Origin of the sequence: Flavobacterium sp. FlaQc-49 (genome assembly GCF_044005985.1) — a bacterium.
Lineage (GTDB): Bacteria > Bacteroidota > Bacteroidia > Flavobacteriales > Flavobacteriaceae > Flavobacterium > Flavobacterium cupriresistens.
Map to the genome: position 1 here is coordinate 251,369 of NZ_JBIPCS010000005.1, position 14,585 is coordinate 265,953.

Below are 14,585 nucleotides of genomic sequence, written 5' to 3' on the forward strand. Positions count from 1 at the left end.
GGTTACTTTTTGGAATTTTAAACTAAATTCTAAATTATGAAAAACGTTATTACCCAATTCTCCAGACTGTTTGTCGGTATATTATTTATTATTTCAGGATTAATCAAACTTAATGACCCGGTTGGATTCTCTTATAAACTGGCGGAATATTTTAGTGAGCCGGTTTTCAATATGCCGTTCTTAGAGCCTTTAGCACTTGGATTAGCTATCTTTTTAGTAATTTTAGAAGTCGTTTTAGGAGTAATGTTATTAGTAGGTTACAAAGCAAAAGCAACGATTTGGTTCCTATTGTTATTGATCATTTTCTTTACTTTCCTTACCTTCTACTCCGCTTATTTTGATGTAGTAAAAGATTGCGGTTGCTTTGGAGATGCTTTACATCTTACGCCTTGGCAGTCGTTTACAAAAGATATTGTATTGCTTTTCTTCATTTTGATTTTGTTTATCAATAAAAAATTAGTTAAACCTTTATTTTCAAAACTACTAACTAATATTATTACTTTAATCAGTGTAATTTTATGTGTTTTTATGGCCGTTTGGGTATTAAATCACAATCCTATAAAAGATTTCCGTCCATTCAAAGTTGGAAACAATATCGAAAAAGGAATGGAAATTCCGGAAGGCGCTCCTAAATCTGTAGTTGAAATGATTTTTATCTACAAAGTAAACGGAGTTAACAAAGAGTTCACCGAAAAAGATCTGATGAACATTCCTGAAGGCGCCACTTTTGTAGACCGTAAAGACAAAGTAATTACAGAAGGATATGTACCACCGATTCATGATTTTACTATGGTAAAAGACGACTCCGATTACAAAGACGAATTATTAAAAGAACCTAAATTAGTTATTTTTGTTACCTACGATTTGAATTTATCTAATCCTGAGGGAATGAAAAAATTGGAAAAAGTAAATCAGGAAGCTAAAGCGAAAGGATACAAAGTAATTGCAATGACAGCTTCAGGACCGGACGTAATTGCAAAAGCTAAAAAACAATACGGCCTAAATGTTGATTTTTATTTCTGTGACGCAATCGCTTTAAAAACAATTGAAAGAGCAAATCCTAGCATTGTGGTTCTGAACAAAGGAACTATAGTACAAAAAGTACATTATAACGACGTTGACGATTTAAAACTATCAAATGTTGCTTATAGTCTTTAAAAAAAAGAAGTAATTTAAATGGCGTCAATATTCTATATTTTAGAGGTATTGGCGCTTTTTTATTTATCATTGTCATTTTACAAGTTCATCCATAATTTAGTTTAATCTCCCTGCAGCCATTTTACTTTTATAACCTATAAAATTTTATACTAATAAAAATGATAAAGTAAACTAAACCAAGCTACAACATATACCAATAATTGGTATCTTTGAATTAAAAATTTAGAAATCATGCCGAAAAACACCTCTATATTACTTGGAGATTATTTTGATAATTTCATAAACAGTCAGGTAAAAAATGGAAAGTTTACTTCTGCCAGTGAAGTTGTTCGTGCAGCATTACGACTGTTTGAGCAGGAAGAAACAAAAAAGAGTGAATTAATCAGTGAACTTAAAAAAGGGGAAAAATCCGGATTTGCTAAAGATTTTAACCGCGAATCATTTTTGAATAATCTTCATGAAAAACATTCAAAATGATGAATTACGAAATAAGTAATTTAGCAACAAAAGATTTAGAAAACATATGGCTGTACACCGCTGAAAACTGGTCGATTGAACAAGCTGACCGATATTTAAATTTATTATTTGAAGAAATTGAATATTTATGCTTAAAACCAAATTCCGGTGCTGATTTTGGGGCAATAAGAAAAGACTATTTTCGTTCAAAAGTAAAATCACATCTTATCTTCTATAAAATAAATATAAAAGAGAATCAATTAGAAATCATCCGTATTCTGCATGAGATGATGGACGTTGAAAATCATATCAAATAAAAGCTATAGAGGCCAGATTAAAAAAAATCAAAAAAATTAAACTAAATCAAAAACCACAATGAAAAAACCATTTCGTCTTATTCCTTTTTTACTTCTTACACTTTCCTGTTTCTTTGGCTTTAGTCAAACCCAATCAAATAATCCAAACCAAGCTTATATCTTTTTTCTGCACAATAAATTTATAGAAGAACACGATTTGAATGAAGCTCATCCTGAGTACGGTAAAGCCGAATACAACGAAATAATCAATTCTTTTAAAGCGGATAATTTTATCGTTTTTAGTGAAAAAAGAAAGAAAAACACCAACGCAGCCCGTTATGCGGAAAAAGTGGTAAAACAAATCAACAAACTAATAAAAGAAGGAGTTAAACCCAACAAAATAACCGTAATTGGAACCTCAATGGGCGGTTATATTGCACAGTATGTTTCTACTTATCTGGCAAATCCGGAGGTTAATTTTGTGTTTATTGGCAGTTTCAGAGATATTGATATTGAAGAAATTCCGGACATCAATTTCTGTGGAAACATTCTGACCATTTATGAAAAATCAGATGTTCTGGGAGTTTCGGCTATCAAACGAAAAGAAACTTCAAAACTGAAAGTCAATCACTTCAAAGAAATCGAATTGAATACCGGTTTAAAACACGGTTTTTTATTCAAAGCCTCAGACGGTTGGATTGTTCCCTGCAAAAAATGGGCTAACGGAAATTATGAGCTAAATTAATACTGCTAAAAAAAAACGCGAAAAAGAAATTTTTGGCGTTTTTTTTTGCTTTGAAAACTCTTTTGAAAACTGAAAAAACGATTTTTTTTAGTTTTTTAGAAATCCTATCTCAATATTTTACTCCGAAATTAGATTTTCACAACGAACTATTACGATTTCAGACCTCTTTTTTTAACCGAAATTTCCTGTTTTGTGATAAAACAAAGCAGTGTTCAAATTTTGTTAATCTCCATTTGGCATTCGATTTGTTTGTTTAACTTTGTGAATTCGGTATTTCAAATAATAAACCAAACTCTTACTATGAAACAAATAGCTCTAATCCTCATTGCCTTTATTACTTTTTCATGTTCACAAGCTCAGAAAACCAGTTTTTCAAAAGAAGCACTTTCTCAAAAATTATTAGCTACAGATGACAGTCAGGTAAGCTTTAAAAACATTCTAAAAAAATACAAGGGAAAAACTTTGGTAATCGAAGTTTGGGCTTCCTGGTGTGGTGATTGTGTAAAAGCAATGCCAAAAGTAAAAGAGCTACAAGCCAATAATCCTGATGTTTCTTATTTATTTCTTTCTGCAGATAAAACCGCAGATAAATGGAAAATCGGAATTGAAAAACACGAAATAAAAGGAGATCATTTTATGATGACTGACGGTATGAAAGGAGTTTTCGGAAAAGCAATTGACTTAGACTGGATTCCAAGATACATCATTGTTGATAAAACCGGAAAAATAGTATTGTACCGTGCAATCGAAAAAGATTTTGATCTGATCAATTCGACTTTACAAGGATTAAAATAAAACGCAATAAAAAATCAGTTGCAACTTCAATAAAAAACAAAAAAATTAAAAGAATACTAAAAACTACCAAAATGAGAAAAAAGATTGTCGCAGGAAACTGGAAAATGCATAAAAACGCAGAACAAACTGAAGAATTATTAAGCGAATTAATCACCAAAATACCAGCTCAAACTACCGCTCAGGTAATTGTTGCACCAACATTTGTAAACTTGGCAGGAGCTGTGGCTAAATTAAAAAACACCACTATTGGAGTTTCTGCACAAAACGTTCACCAAGCTGAAGGTGGTGCTTTTACAGGAGAAATTTCTGCAGATATGTTAACAAGCATTGGTGTCAATACAGTAATCCTTGGTCACTCGGAGCGCAGAGCTATTTTTCATGAAACTGACGCTTTAATCGCAAATAAAGTAGATACTGCTTTGAAACATGATATGACTGTTATTTTCTGTTTTGGCGAAGAATTAAAAGACCGTCAATCCGAAAATCATTTTAATATTGTTGAAAATCAATTGCGTGACGGATTGTTCCACATTGCAAAAGAATCATGGTCTAAAATTGTCCTGGCTTACGAACCCGTTTGGGCAATCGGAACCGGAGAGACTGCTTCACCGGAGCAAGCACAAGAGATGCATGAATTTATCAGAGAGGTAGTTCGTAAAGCTTTCGGAGCTGACATTGCTGATGAAGTTTCAATTTTATACGGCGGTTCTGTAAAACCGGATAACGCTAAGGAAATTTTCTCTAAACCGGATGTAGATGGTGGTCTTATCGGAGGAGCAGCTTTAAAAGCAGATGACTTTTTAGCTATTGTAACAGCAATCTAATTTTAGATTTATATAAAACTAAAAGCGATACGTAACAGTATCGCTTTTTTTATGTCTAAAAATTATCCCAAAATTGACAACGTTCTAACATATTTATAAACAACTTCTCCTTTGTATTCTTACCTTTGCAAAAAAATTATTTATGTCGAATATATATTTAGGGTATCATTTTACTATTGAACCAAAAGAACTAGGATCAGAAATATTAATTGCTGAATTGGGAGAAAAAGCATTCGAAAGTTTTACAGAAACTGAAAATGGAATTTCAGCTTTTGTGAAGAAAGATTTATGGGATGAAACTATTCTGGATGACATTTATATTTTACAATCGGAAGAATTCAAAATCGAATATACTTTTGAAGAAATCGATCAGGTGAACTGGAACGAAGAATGGGAGAAGAATTTTGAAGCTATTGATGTGGATGGAAAATGCCACGTTCGCGCCCCTTTTCACGAAAAAACAACTGCCGAATTTGACATTATCATTGAACCAAAAATGAGTTTCGGAACGGGTCACCATGAAACGACTCACATGATGATTCAGCATTTACTGGAAACAGATGTTACAGGTTTGAAAACTTTAGACATGGGTTGCGGAACAGCGATTTTAGCCATTTTAGCTGAAATGAAAGGCGCTGAACCAATTGATGCGATTGACATTGATAATTGGTGTTATCTGAATTCAATTGAAAATGCAGAACGCAATAACTGTAAACATATTACCGTTTATGAAGGCGATGCTGCTTTATTGGAAGGTAAAAAATACGACTTGATCATTGCTAATATCAACCGTAATATTTTACTAAACGATATGCAGGCCTATGTGGATTGTTTAAATCCAAAAGGGACTTTGCTTTTAAGCGGTTTTTACGAAGAAGACATTCCATTTATCGATGCTTCCTGCACAGAAAAGGGATTGACTTACGTAAAAAAGTTCCAAAGAAATAACTGGGTTTCATTAAAATACGTAAATTAGTCAGTAATTACAACAGTACAAAAATCTAAACAAAATGAGTACTAAAGAAAAAGTAAGAGAAAGGGTTCGGGAAAAGGAAGCTGTAGGTTTTAATAACGAAATCATTGTTTACAATGACGATGTAAACACTTTTGATCACGTAATTGATACTTTAATGCGTGTTTGCAGCCACACTTCAGAACAAGCGGAACAATGTTCCTTAATTGTACACTACAACGGAAAATGCGCGGTAAAAACGGGTCCGATGGACAAGTTAAAACCACAATGCACACAACTTTTGGAAGCGGGTCTTAGCGCCGAAATTGTTTAAGTCCGGAATATTTTAAAAAGCATTCAATTTTATTCTATATTTGATTAAAATTGAATGTTTTTTTTATGGAAGAATATGGAAAAATATTAATTATCGCTACGCCTGTTTTTTTAGTATTAATTATAATCGAAAAAATATACGGGCTCTATAAAAAGGACGATACTGCGCCTTTAATAGACAGTGTGTCGAGTATTAGTTCAGGAATTACCAATTCGGTAAAAGATGTTTTGGGCCTTAGTCTGACTTTTATTTCGTACGAATGGATGGTTTCTAAAATTGCACTTTACCATTTAGAAGCCAATGTCCTCTCCTATTGTATTGCCTTTTTTGTAATCGACTTTTACGGGTACTGGAGCCACCGATTGGCGCATCAGATTAATTTTCTTTGGAACAAACATGCTATTCATCATAGCAGTGAAGAATTTAATTTGGCCTGTGCGCTGCGACAACCTATTGCCAGCTTAGTCAACTTATTCACCTTTTTATTGATTCCGGCCGCCTTACTTGGTGTTCCTGCCTCTGTTATTGCGATAACTTTGCCGCTTCATTTGTTTTTGCAATTTTGGTATCACACCAAACATATCAAGAAAATGGGGTTTGTTGAGCATATTTTGGTAACGCCCTCTCATCATCGGGTGCATCACGCTATAAATCCGGAATATTTAGACAAAAATCATTCACAAATATTCATTCTTTGGGACAAACTTTTCGGCACTTTCCAAGAGGAATTGGATGATGTTCCTCCGGTTTTTGGAATTACAAGACCGGCAAGTACGTGGAATCCTATTCGGATTAATTTCCAGCATTTGACTTTATTAATCAAAGACGCCTGGCGTGCTCCAAAATGGAAAGACAAACTCACCATCTGGTTTAAACCAACGGGCTGGCGACCTGAAAATTTTGAAGAATTATACCCCGTAAACAAAATTGAAAATGTTTTTAATTTTGAAAAATACGGTATCCATAATTCTCAAAAACTGATTTATTGGTCTGTTGCTCAGGTTCTCATAACCCTTTTGTTCGTCACTTATTTATTTGACAATATTGCCAAAATTGGCCTACCCAATATCTTTGTTTATGGCTTTTTTATTTTGATTACCATCTACAGCTATAGTGAACTGATGGATAAAAGCCAATATGCCCCTTTGTGGGAAGGCTTTCGTTTTATAATTGCCATTGCGATTATCACCTATTATGGTGATTGGTTTGGTTTGAATGTTGTATTCCCATTTGCAAATTATGTCGTTATTGGTTATTTGACGTTATCCTTTTTAACTTCCCTGTATTTTGTTACTATTGATTTTAAAACTAACCAAAATCAACTCGCCAATTCATAACCCAAACTTACTATGAAAAATCCCCCGCTTCTTAAAATCTATATTGGTTTTAGTACTGTTTATCTTTTGCTCTTACTTTCGGGCTACGAGAGTTTTGATTTATTTTTAAAACCCATTCTGATTCCCTTGTTAGGATTTGGCGTTTATTTTTATAAAAAATTCCCATCAAAGAATACCCTTTTAACTGCCTTATTATTTTCCTGGATTGGAGATGTAATTTTACTTTTTGCAGATATTGCTGAGATCTATTTCATTTTAGGTTTGGTTTCGTTTCTTCTGTCACATCTCGTTTATTGCGTTCTTTTTAATAAACAGACTAAAACTCAAAACAAGAAAAAAAGAACCCTTTTTCTAATTGGAAGTCTCGTTATCGCCTGTTACTTAATCGGGATGTTAACTGTTTTATTACCTTCTTTAGGAGAATTAAAAATCCCTGTGATTGTTTATGCATCCGCAATTTCTTTTATGTTACTGTTAGCTTTTAACGGGTTCTTAATCTGGAAAAAACCCGGTAATCAATACGTTTTTATTGGTGCCCTTATGTTTGTTATTTCGGACAGCATTCTGGCAATCAATAAATTTTACGCCCCAATAGAGAAAAGTTCTTTTTTTATAATGCTAACCTATCTTGTGGCACAATATCTGATTGTAATTGGTATCTTAAAATTAAATTCCGGTCTCACTGTAGCAACAGAATCTAAGAAAATTTAAGACTTAATCTAATGTATTTCTGTCTGTATTTTTCTTAATCCAGATTATTTTAAAAACCATTTTTACAGCTTACATTTGTAATACAAAATACGCACTCAACATGAAAAAAACAGTTCTTTTTATCGTTTTACTTCTATCGGTAACCTCTTGTATCAGTACAAAGTCCACTTTAAAAAATGTAGACGATAATGCTCCTGATTTAGTATTAAAAAAAGACAATACCTTTATCATTACTTTATTCAGTAACGACAAAAAATACGGTTTTGATCCTGATTATCCTGTGAATATTTTTTACAGAAACACAAAAGATGAAGCTTTAAACGAAACCCGTTTTTTAAATGCTTTGGCTGGTCCAAACGGAGAAAAAATCACTTATACACGATTAGAAACCTGCTGTCCTTTCCCTACGAAAAGAAGCGATATGGGAGCCGGATTCCTCAATGTTTACGAACTAAAATGGGACGGACAAAAGAAACCCCTTAAACTTTATCTGAACATTTACGAAAAAGGAATTTTGATGGTTCCGATGGGATTGCGTTTGAAGCAGGACTAGAGTTATTGTTATTATTAATTGATGTTTGATTCTCTTTGCGCTCACGAGCGTCCCGCTCGTGAGCGCAAAAAATTTAAAATGTATAAACTTTCTTTTGGAATCAATTTTAAAAAACAGAATTCAAATTTTATAAATCAAACCCATATTTAATCATGACGGCTGAAAAATTTAATTTAAACGAAAAAGCCTACAGCATCAGCACTATTAGCTCTTAAAAAATTCTTAAATCTTCATCTCAAACTCATAAATCATAACTACCTTTGCACTGTCAAAAAAAAACATACTATGAACATACAACATATTCCACAAATTAAGCATACAGATAGCGGAAATTTCTTTTTATTAGCAGGCCCTTGTGCTATTGAAGGAGAAGAAATGGCGCTTAGAATTGCCGAAAAATTAGTTGGTATTACCGACAAACTTCAGATTCCTTATGTATTTAAAGGATCATTTAAAAAAGCAAACCGTTCCAGAATTGATAGTTTTTCAGGAATTGGTGACGAAAAAGCCTTAAAAATTTTAAGAAAAGTTTCTGAAACTTTTCATGTTCCAACAGTAACAGATATTCACACGAATGAGGATGCCGATTTGGCTGCTCAATATGTTGATGTTTTGCAAATTCCGGCTTTCCTAGTGCGTCAAACGGACTTAGTTGTAGCTGCTGCAAATACGGGTAAAGTGGTAAACTTGAAAAAAGGACAATTTATGAGCCCTGAAAGCATGAAACATGCCGTTCAGAAGGTATTAGATTGTCATAACGAGAATGTAATGGTTACCGATCGTGGTACTATGTTTGGTTACCAGGATATGATTGTTGATTACAGAGGAATTCCTACTATGCAACAATATGCTACTACAGTTCTTGATGTTACGCATTCTTTACAACAGCCAAATCAGACTGCCGGTGTTACAGGTGGAAGACCTGATATGATCGAAACTGTGGCCAAAGCAGGTATTGCTGTTGGGGTTGACGGTATTTTTATCGAAACTCATTTTGATCCTGCTAATGCAAAAAGTGATGGTGCCAACATGTTACATTTAGACTATTTTGAAGGTTTAATGACCAAATTGGTTGCGATCAGAAAAACGGTTAACTCATTTTAAATTTTAATACTAAGTTCATTGAAAACTAAATTTTTATTTTTTGTCTTATTGGGTTTTTCATTAAACACTTTTGCACAGGAAGAAATCGCAGTAGAAAGATATACTGCCCATAACAAAGGAAAATTCTTTGTATCATGGGGTGGAAACAGAGACAGTTATACCAAGTCTGATGTCAATTTCAGAGGAAAAGATTACAACTTTACAGTTGATAACATGACTGCTCATGACAAACCAAAAGGATGGCATATTGATTATGTAAATCCGGCTAATATGACCATTCCGCAAACGAATTTTAGATTGGGATACTTCATTAATGATCATTATAGCGTTGCTATCGGTTGGGATCATATGAAGTATGTAATGACTCAGGATCAAACAGCAAATGTATCGGGTTATGTTAATTTGCCTTCGGATCAAATTGGCTCAACAAACAATAGGGATTACAACAATACTCCCGTTGACTTTACAGATGGTAAATTCTTAATGTATGAGCATACCGATGGTCTGAACTATGTAAATACGGAAGTTTCCAGACATGATGATATCTCAGAATGGTTTGGATTACCAAATACAGACAAAGTTCAAATCAATTTAACTGAAGGGTTAGGAGCTGGAGTTTTATATCCTAAAACGAATACAACTTTGCTAGGAAAAGAACGTCATGACGATTTTCATATTTCAGGTTATGGATTGTCTGCAAAAGCGGGGATTAACTTTACCTTTTTTAAATATTTCTATCTTCAGGGAGAGTTAAAAGGTGGTTATATTAACATGCAGGACATCAGAACTACAAGAAGTAGTGAAGATAGTGCTTCACAGGATTTCTTCTTTTTACAACGAATCATTGCTGTTGGAGGAATTTTCAGAATCTAAAAAATAGCTCACTTTATATTTTAAAAATAGCTGTCATTTTATTTGGCAGCTATTTTTTTTATTATTTACTTTGTACTTCAAAGTACTTTATTTGTGATTTTAAATTTTTAAAATGAAGAAGACAAAATATATTTTCCTTATAGTAAGTTTTTTAATCAGTTTTTCTTGTGCCCTTTATGTGACATTACTGTTTTTCCCGATGAATTCCTTTTCGAAATCCAAACAGGAAAATAGTGTTTTGGCTAAAATACAAGATGGCGATATTATTTTTCAGACCTCGGAATCCAGTCAGTGTGAAGCAGTCCGAATTGCGACCAGGTCGAAATTTTCTCATTGTGGAATCATTTTTACCGTGAATGGAAAACAATTCGTTTTTGAAGCCGTACAGCCCGTAAAACTAACTCCATTGGACAAGTGGATCGAACATGGAAAAGACGGCAAATACGTCGTGAAAAGGCTAAAAAACGCCACTGCTGTTCTGGATTCAAAAACACTTGAGAAAATGAAAAACTACGGCAATCAATTTATGGGTAAACAATATGACGCTTATTTTGAATGGACCGATACTAAAATTTATTGCTCTGAACTGGTTTGGAAAATATATAAAAATGGTGCCGACATTGAATTGTGTAACCTACAGGAATTGAAAGATTTTAATTTAGCCGATGAAAGGGTACAAAAAGTATTAAAAGAAAGATATGGAAACGCTATTCCGCTGGAAGAAAAAGTGGTTTCCCCCTCTAACCTCTCCGATTCTAAACTGTTAATTACAATAGTCGATAATTACTAAAAAGCACGAAAGCTGATTTACAATAAAAATTAGCTTTTTTATTTCCTATTTTACTTTGAAATTCAAAGAACTTTTAAAAACTAACCAACTTATGAAAGATCGTCTTATTGAAAAAATGTACGAACATACTAAACAACCGTATCAAAAATATTTCAAAAAAAACAAACCTTGGGACATTGACAAAACGACATTATTAACCTATCCGGCAGAGAGTTTAGGTTTTGGACTGGGAACCTTCCTTACTAAAAATCAGTTTGATATTCAGCCAAAACTCGAAGATCATGACATCATTCATGTTCTCACCAATACAGGTATTTCCGTTCGTGAAGAAATCGGAATGCAATATTATCTTTTGGGGAATGGCAAAAAAAGTCTGTATTTATTTCTTGTAATCTCGTCGGGTACGCTTTTTTATCCAAAACAAATGAATTATTTCATTCAACAATACAAAAGAGGCCAACAAGCGCTTCCGTTTTACTATCTGGATTTTTCAAAAATGTTGTACACGCCAATTCAATCTATTCAAAAAACATTTAATATTTAAAATCATGAGAACTAGTAACAACAGAACTTTTACCGAAACCGAATCAATCGATCTGACCATTGGTTCGTTTATAATCAGTACGTTATTTTTCGTTTTTTATATACTTTCGAATGGAAGTACAACTCTGTTAGTCGTTGCCAGTCCGTTTGCCTTTTCTGCACTGATCGTAAATGCAATAATGTTATTTCATTTGACGGACAAATTTATTCAGCTATCGGAACAAAGAAAGGATATCGGAATTAAAATTCTGATCCTGCTCTCGAATATCCCGATTCTCTTTTTGTATTACAGTATTGCAATCAGGGTTTAATCGGTAACGATTGCGATTGCTTTTTTATAATCGTAATGTTCACAAAGGGTTTCTTTTACACGCAGATTTAGCAGATTAAGCTGACCTTATTTACCAAATACAAAAAAATCTGGGCAATCTGCCAAATCTGCGTGCTAAAAAATTTCGGTGTAGAATTAAAAAGGAGTCGCAATGCTATAAATAAACTTTGCGAACCTTGTCTTCATTTTACGATCAAAAAATTAACCGCAAGACTAGCAAAGATTTTCTTTTGCACGCAGATTTGGCAGATTATGCTGATCATATTTACCAAATACAAAAAAAACTGTGCAATCCGCCAAATCTGTGTGCTAAAAAATTTAGGTATAGAATTAAAAAGGAGTCGCAATGCTATAAATAAACTTTGCGAACCTTGTCTTCATTTTACGATTAAAAAATTAACCGCAAGACTAGCAAAGATTTTCTTTTACACGCAAATTTAGCAGATTAGGCTGATCTTATTTACCAAATACAAAAAAATCTGTGCAATCTGCCAAATCTGCGTGCTAAAAAATTTACGTATAGAATTAAAAAGGAGTCGTAATGCTATAAATAAACTTTGCAAACCTTGTCTTCATTTTACGATTAAAAAATTAACCGCAAGGACTAGCAAAGATTTTCTTTTGCACGCAGATTTAGCAGATTAGGCTGATCTTATTTACCAAATACAAAAAAATCTGTGCAATCTGCCAAATCTGTGTGCTAAAAATTTAGGTATACAATTAAAAAGGAGTCGTAATGCTATAAATAAACTTTACAAACCTTGTCTTCATTTTACGATTAAAAAATTAACCGCAAGACTAGCAAAGATTTTCTTTTGCACGCAGATTTAGCAGATTAGGCTGATCTTATTTACCAAATACAAAAAAATCTGTGCAATCTGCCAAATCTGCGTGCTAAAAATTTAGGTAACAATTAAAAAGGAGCAGGAGAACTCTTTATACAGCACAACTTGATCTAAAAAAAAAAGCTGCAAGATTGAACTCGCAGCTTTTATCATTTTATTTATGAAACCTTAGTTTACTTTAGGCGTCTCAATTCCGTTTTGATCCATTAGATACATTAAAGCAGTCATAGTTGCCGCTCCAAGTTCTAATTCTCTTTTGTTGATCGCATCAAATTTATCATTTGCAGCGTGGTGATAATCAAAATAACGTTGAGAATCCGGTTTTAAACCTGCTTTTACAATTGCTTTTGATGTTAAATGATTAATATCTGAACCTGCATGTCCAATGGTGAAACTATGCACTAAATAAGGTTCGAAAAGGTCTTTGTACCCTTGTATTTTTTTCAAATTAGTATCATCTGCTTCTATAGAAAATCCTCTTGGACTAAATCCTCCTGAATCACTTTCTAAGGCAAAAATATGATTTTCATTGTTTTTCTTTGAAATTTCTTCATACTTCGCTCCACCTTTTCCACCATTTTCTTCGTTCATAAACAATACTACACGAATGGTATTTTTAGGTTTGTAATCTAAATTTTTAAGAATACGAATTACTTCCATACTTTGTACTACTCCTGCTCCATCATCATGTGATCCGTCTGCTAAATCCCAAGAATCTAAATGACCGCCCACAACCATAATATTTTCAGGGTGTTCTTTACCTGTCAATTCCCCAATAACGTTATGAGACAAAACATCCGGTAAGGTTTCGCAAGATTGTTTGAAATAAAATTTCAAAGTCGGATTTCTTTTTAAAGATGCACTTAACAATTCGGCACCGTTTGTACTAATTGCCGCTGTTGGAATGTATTGCTCTTTTGGCAAATCACCATAACTTTGTGCCCCTGTGTGTGGAAAATCATCTAAACGCAAATTCATAGAGCGAACAATAGTTCCTACTGCTCCCAATTTAGCTGCTTCTTTTGCACCAGCATATCTTTGATCTACACAAGCTCCGTAAGAAGTAAAAGTTTCAATGTTCTCCGGATTCATTGGTCTGTTATAAAACACAATTTTTCCTTTTACTTTATCTCCTAATTCTGCTAATTCTTTAATTCCTTTCACCTCAATTACCTCAGCTGTAAGACCTCCTTTAGCTGTTGCAACTGATCCACCCAAAGCACAAATCGGAACCACCGTTTTTGCTTTATTGTCTAAGATATAGGCAGTCTCTTTTTCTCCACGAACCCAGTGTGGTACCATTACTTCCTGCAAATATACTTTGTCAAGTCCTAGTCTTTCTAATTGTAATTTGGTGTATTGAACTGCCGCTGCTGCAGTGGGAGATCCTGATAAACGACTTCCGATATCGTTTGACAAATATTCTAACCAAGTATAACATTTTGACTCGGTTAAGGCCTTTTTGTAAAATAATTTAATGTTTTTTTCATCATTTGACTGCGCAAAAGATGTCAATCCGTTTAAAGCTAAAACAGTTAAAAGAATCGTTTTTTTCATGGTTTTTATAGCATTTTGGGTTAAGCGCTCTTTTTTATCGAGCCTTACAAAGGAACAAAATTCTTTACAACTCGACTACTTTTTCTTAGTGCTTTTCTATAAAAAAACGCTGATTCTAAGCTTTTTTGTTTGGAATCAGCGTTTTCAGGATTTCACTACTCAAAAAATAATTTTACTGAGCTGTCGGGTGTAATACTGCTAAATTTATTTAACACATAGAAACATAGATTTAAAACTAACATTTATGGTGTTTTTAGAAAATCACAATTTTTTCACATAACGTTATGTGATTTATTTTAAGTGAAACGACTTTATCTGACTTTACAAACTATATCTCTCCTATGTTTGTCTCGTTAAAAACACCCTCTAGATATCAATTAA

At 33.4% G+C, this 14,585-nt stretch carries 17 protein-coding genes; 16 read left to right on the forward strand and 1 reads right to left on the reverse strand.

What is annotated here, in order from left to right; translation table 11 throughout:
• Positions 1 to 36: 36 nt before the first annotated feature.
• The 16 genes from ACHRV3_RS13070 (at position 37) to ACHRV3_RS13145 (ending at position 11,782) form a co-directional block, all read left to right on the forward strand.
• Complete coding sequence (locus tag ACHRV3_RS13070; protein ID WP_395434981.1) at positions 37 to 1,158, forward strand: BT_3928 family protein; 1,122 nt, start codon at positions 37 to 39, stop codon at positions 1,156 to 1,158.
• A 231-nt stretch (positions 1,159 to 1,389) separates the two neighbouring features.
• A complete protein-coding gene (locus ACHRV3_RS13075) occupies positions 1,390 to 1,635 on the forward strand; it encodes a type II toxin-antitoxin system ParD family antitoxin (protein WP_230001684.1) in 246 nt (81 codons plus the stop codon).
• A complete protein-coding gene (locus tag ACHRV3_RS13080) occupies positions 1,632 to 1,931 on the forward strand; it encodes a type II toxin-antitoxin system RelE/ParE family toxin (protein WP_395434982.1) in 300 nt (99 codons plus the stop codon). The genes ACHRV3_RS13075 and ACHRV3_RS13080 overlap by 4 nt, the downstream gene beginning before the upstream one ends.
• A 58-nt stretch (positions 1,932 to 1,989) precedes the next feature.
• A complete protein-coding gene (locus tag ACHRV3_RS13085) occupies positions 1,990 to 2,655 on the forward strand; it encodes a YqiA/YcfP family alpha/beta fold hydrolase (protein ID WP_047775857.1) in 666 nt (221 codons plus the stop codon).
• Positions 2,656 to 2,955: 300 nt separating this feature from the next.
• Positions 2,956 to 3,450 (forward strand): TlpA disulfide reductase family protein, encoded by a 495-nt coding sequence (locus tag ACHRV3_RS13090; RefSeq protein ID WP_230001682.1) that lies wholly within the window; start codon positions 2,956 to 2,958, stop codon positions 3,448 to 3,450.
• A gap of 71 nt (positions 3,451 to 3,521) precedes the next feature.
• The gene (gene tpiA / locus ACHRV3_RS13095) at positions 3,522 to 4,274 is read left to right on the forward strand and encodes a triose-phosphate isomerase (RefSeq protein ID WP_395434983.1); all 753 of its coding nucleotides are present in this window, start codon (positions 3,522 to 3,524) and stop codon (positions 4,272 to 4,274) included.
• Positions 4,275 to 4,416: 142 nt separating this feature from the next.
• The gene (gene prmA, locus ACHRV3_RS13100) at positions 4,417 to 5,250 is read left to right on the forward strand and encodes a 50S ribosomal protein L11 methyltransferase (RefSeq protein ID WP_395434984.1); all 834 of its coding nucleotides are present in this window, start codon (positions 4,417 to 4,419) and stop codon (positions 5,248 to 5,250) included.
• A 34-nt stretch (positions 5,251 to 5,284) separates the two neighbouring features.
• Positions 5,285 to 5,560: an ATP-dependent Clp protease adaptor ClpS gene (locus ACHRV3_RS13105; protein WP_047775865.1), complete on the forward strand. Its 276-nt coding sequence runs from the start codon at positions 5,285 to 5,287 to the stop codon at positions 5,558 to 5,560.
• A gap of 65 nt (positions 5,561 to 5,625) precedes the next feature.
• Positions 5,626 to 6,897 (forward strand): sterol desaturase family protein, encoded by a 1,272-nt coding sequence (locus ACHRV3_RS13110; RefSeq protein ID WP_395434985.1) that lies wholly within the window; start codon positions 5,626 to 5,628, stop codon positions 6,895 to 6,897.
• A 12-nt stretch (positions 6,898 to 6,909) separates the two neighbouring features.
• A complete protein-coding gene (locus ACHRV3_RS13115; RefSeq protein ID WP_395434986.1) occupies positions 6,910 to 7,608 on the forward strand; it encodes a lysoplasmalogenase in 699 nt (232 codons plus the stop codon).
• A 100-nt stretch (positions 7,609 to 7,708) separates the two neighbouring features.
• Positions 7,709 to 8,161, forward strand: coding sequence for a 2-dehydro-3-deoxyphosphooctonate aldolase (locus ACHRV3_RS13120; protein WP_395426074.1), 453 nt, complete (start codon positions 7,709 to 7,711; stop codon positions 8,159 to 8,161).
• 285 nt (positions 8,162 to 8,446) lie between these two features.
• A complete protein-coding gene (gene kdsA, locus ACHRV3_RS13125; protein ID WP_047775870.1) occupies positions 8,447 to 9,265 on the forward strand; it encodes a 3-deoxy-8-phosphooctulonate synthase in 819 nt (272 codons plus the stop codon).
• 18 nt (positions 9,266 to 9,283) lie between these two features.
• A complete protein-coding gene (locus ACHRV3_RS13130; protein WP_047775872.1) occupies positions 9,284 to 10,138 on the forward strand; it encodes a hypothetical protein in 855 nt (284 codons plus the stop codon).
• A 112-nt stretch (positions 10,139 to 10,250) separates the two neighbouring features.
• Positions 10,251 to 10,928, forward strand: coding sequence for a YiiX family permuted papain-like enzyme (locus ACHRV3_RS13135; protein ID WP_395434987.1), 678 nt, complete (start codon positions 10,251 to 10,253; stop codon positions 10,926 to 10,928).
• 91 nt (positions 10,929 to 11,019) lie between these two features.
• The gene (locus tag ACHRV3_RS13140; RefSeq protein WP_395434988.1) at positions 11,020 to 11,472 is read left to right on the forward strand and encodes a hypothetical protein; all 453 of its coding nucleotides are present in this window, start codon (positions 11,020 to 11,022) and stop codon (positions 11,470 to 11,472) included.
• 4 nt (positions 11,473 to 11,476) lie between these two features.
• On the forward strand, positions 11,477 to 11,782 hold the full coding sequence (locus tag ACHRV3_RS13145) for a hypothetical protein (RefSeq protein WP_395434989.1): 306 nt from the start codon (positions 11,477 to 11,479) through the stop codon (positions 11,780 to 11,782).
• A 1,033-nt stretch (positions 11,783 to 12,815) separates the two neighbouring features.
• Here the strand turns inward: ACHRV3_RS13145 and ACHRV3_RS13150 are convergent.
• Entirely contained in the window at positions 12,816 to 14,204 is a 1,389-nt protein-coding gene (locus ACHRV3_RS13150; protein ID WP_395434990.1) for a M20/M25/M40 family metallo-hydrolase, read from the reverse strand.
• Positions 14,205 to 14,585: the final 381 nt, after the last annotated feature.

Bases quoted from the DNA above. Each gene is read 5' to 3' on its own strand.
- ACHRV3_RS13070 (WP_395434981.1), top strand. From the start codon at position 37: ATGAAAAACGTTATTACCCAATTCTCCAGACTGTTTGTCGGTATATTA.
- ACHRV3_RS13075 (WP_230001684.1), top strand. From the start codon at position 1,390: ATGCCGAAAAACACCTCTATATTACTTGGAGATTATTTTGATAATTTC.
- ACHRV3_RS13080 (WP_395434982.1), top strand. From the start codon at position 1,632: ATGATGAATTACGAAATAAGTAATTTAGCAACAAAAGATTTAGAAAAC.
- ACHRV3_RS13085 (WP_047775857.1), top strand. From the start codon at position 1,990: ATGAAAAAACCATTTCGTCTTATTCCTTTTTTACTTCTTACACTTTCC.
- ACHRV3_RS13090 (WP_230001682.1), top strand. From the start codon at position 2,956: ATGAAACAAATAGCTCTAATCCTCATTGCCTTTATTACTTTTTCATGT.
- tpiA (WP_395434983.1), top strand. From the start codon at position 3,522: ATGAGAAAAAAGATTGTCGCAGGAAACTGGAAAATGCATAAAAACGCA.
- prmA (WP_395434984.1), top strand. From the start codon at position 4,417: ATGTCGAATATATATTTAGGGTATCATTTTACTATTGAACCAAAAGAA.
- ACHRV3_RS13105 (WP_047775865.1), top strand. From the start codon at position 5,285: ATGAGTACTAAAGAAAAAGTAAGAGAAAGGGTTCGGGAAAAGGAAGCT.
- ACHRV3_RS13110 (WP_395434985.1), top strand. From the start codon at position 5,626: ATGGAAGAATATGGAAAAATATTAATTATCGCTACGCCTGTTTTTTTA.
- ACHRV3_RS13115 (WP_395434986.1), top strand. From the start codon at position 6,910: ATGAAAAATCCCCCGCTTCTTAAAATCTATATTGGTTTTAGTACTGTT.
- ACHRV3_RS13120 (WP_395426074.1), top strand. From the start codon at position 7,709: ATGAAAAAAACAGTTCTTTTTATCGTTTTACTTCTATCGGTAACCTCT.
- kdsA (WP_047775870.1), top strand. From the start codon at position 8,447: ATGAACATACAACATATTCCACAAATTAAGCATACAGATAGCGGAAAT.
- ACHRV3_RS13135 (WP_395434987.1), top strand. From the start codon at position 10,251: ATGAAGAAGACAAAATATATTTTCCTTATAGTAAGTTTTTTAATCAGT.
- ACHRV3_RS13140 (WP_395434988.1), top strand. From the start codon at position 11,020: ATGAAAGATCGTCTTATTGAAAAAATGTACGAACATACTAAACAACCG.
- ACHRV3_RS13145 (WP_395434989.1), top strand. From the start codon at position 11,477: ATGAGAACTAGTAACAACAGAACTTTTACCGAAACCGAATCAATCGAT.
- ACHRV3_RS13150 (WP_395434990.1), bottom strand. From the start codon at position 14,204: ATGAAAAAAACGATTCTTTTAACTGTTTTAGCTTTAAACGGATTGACA.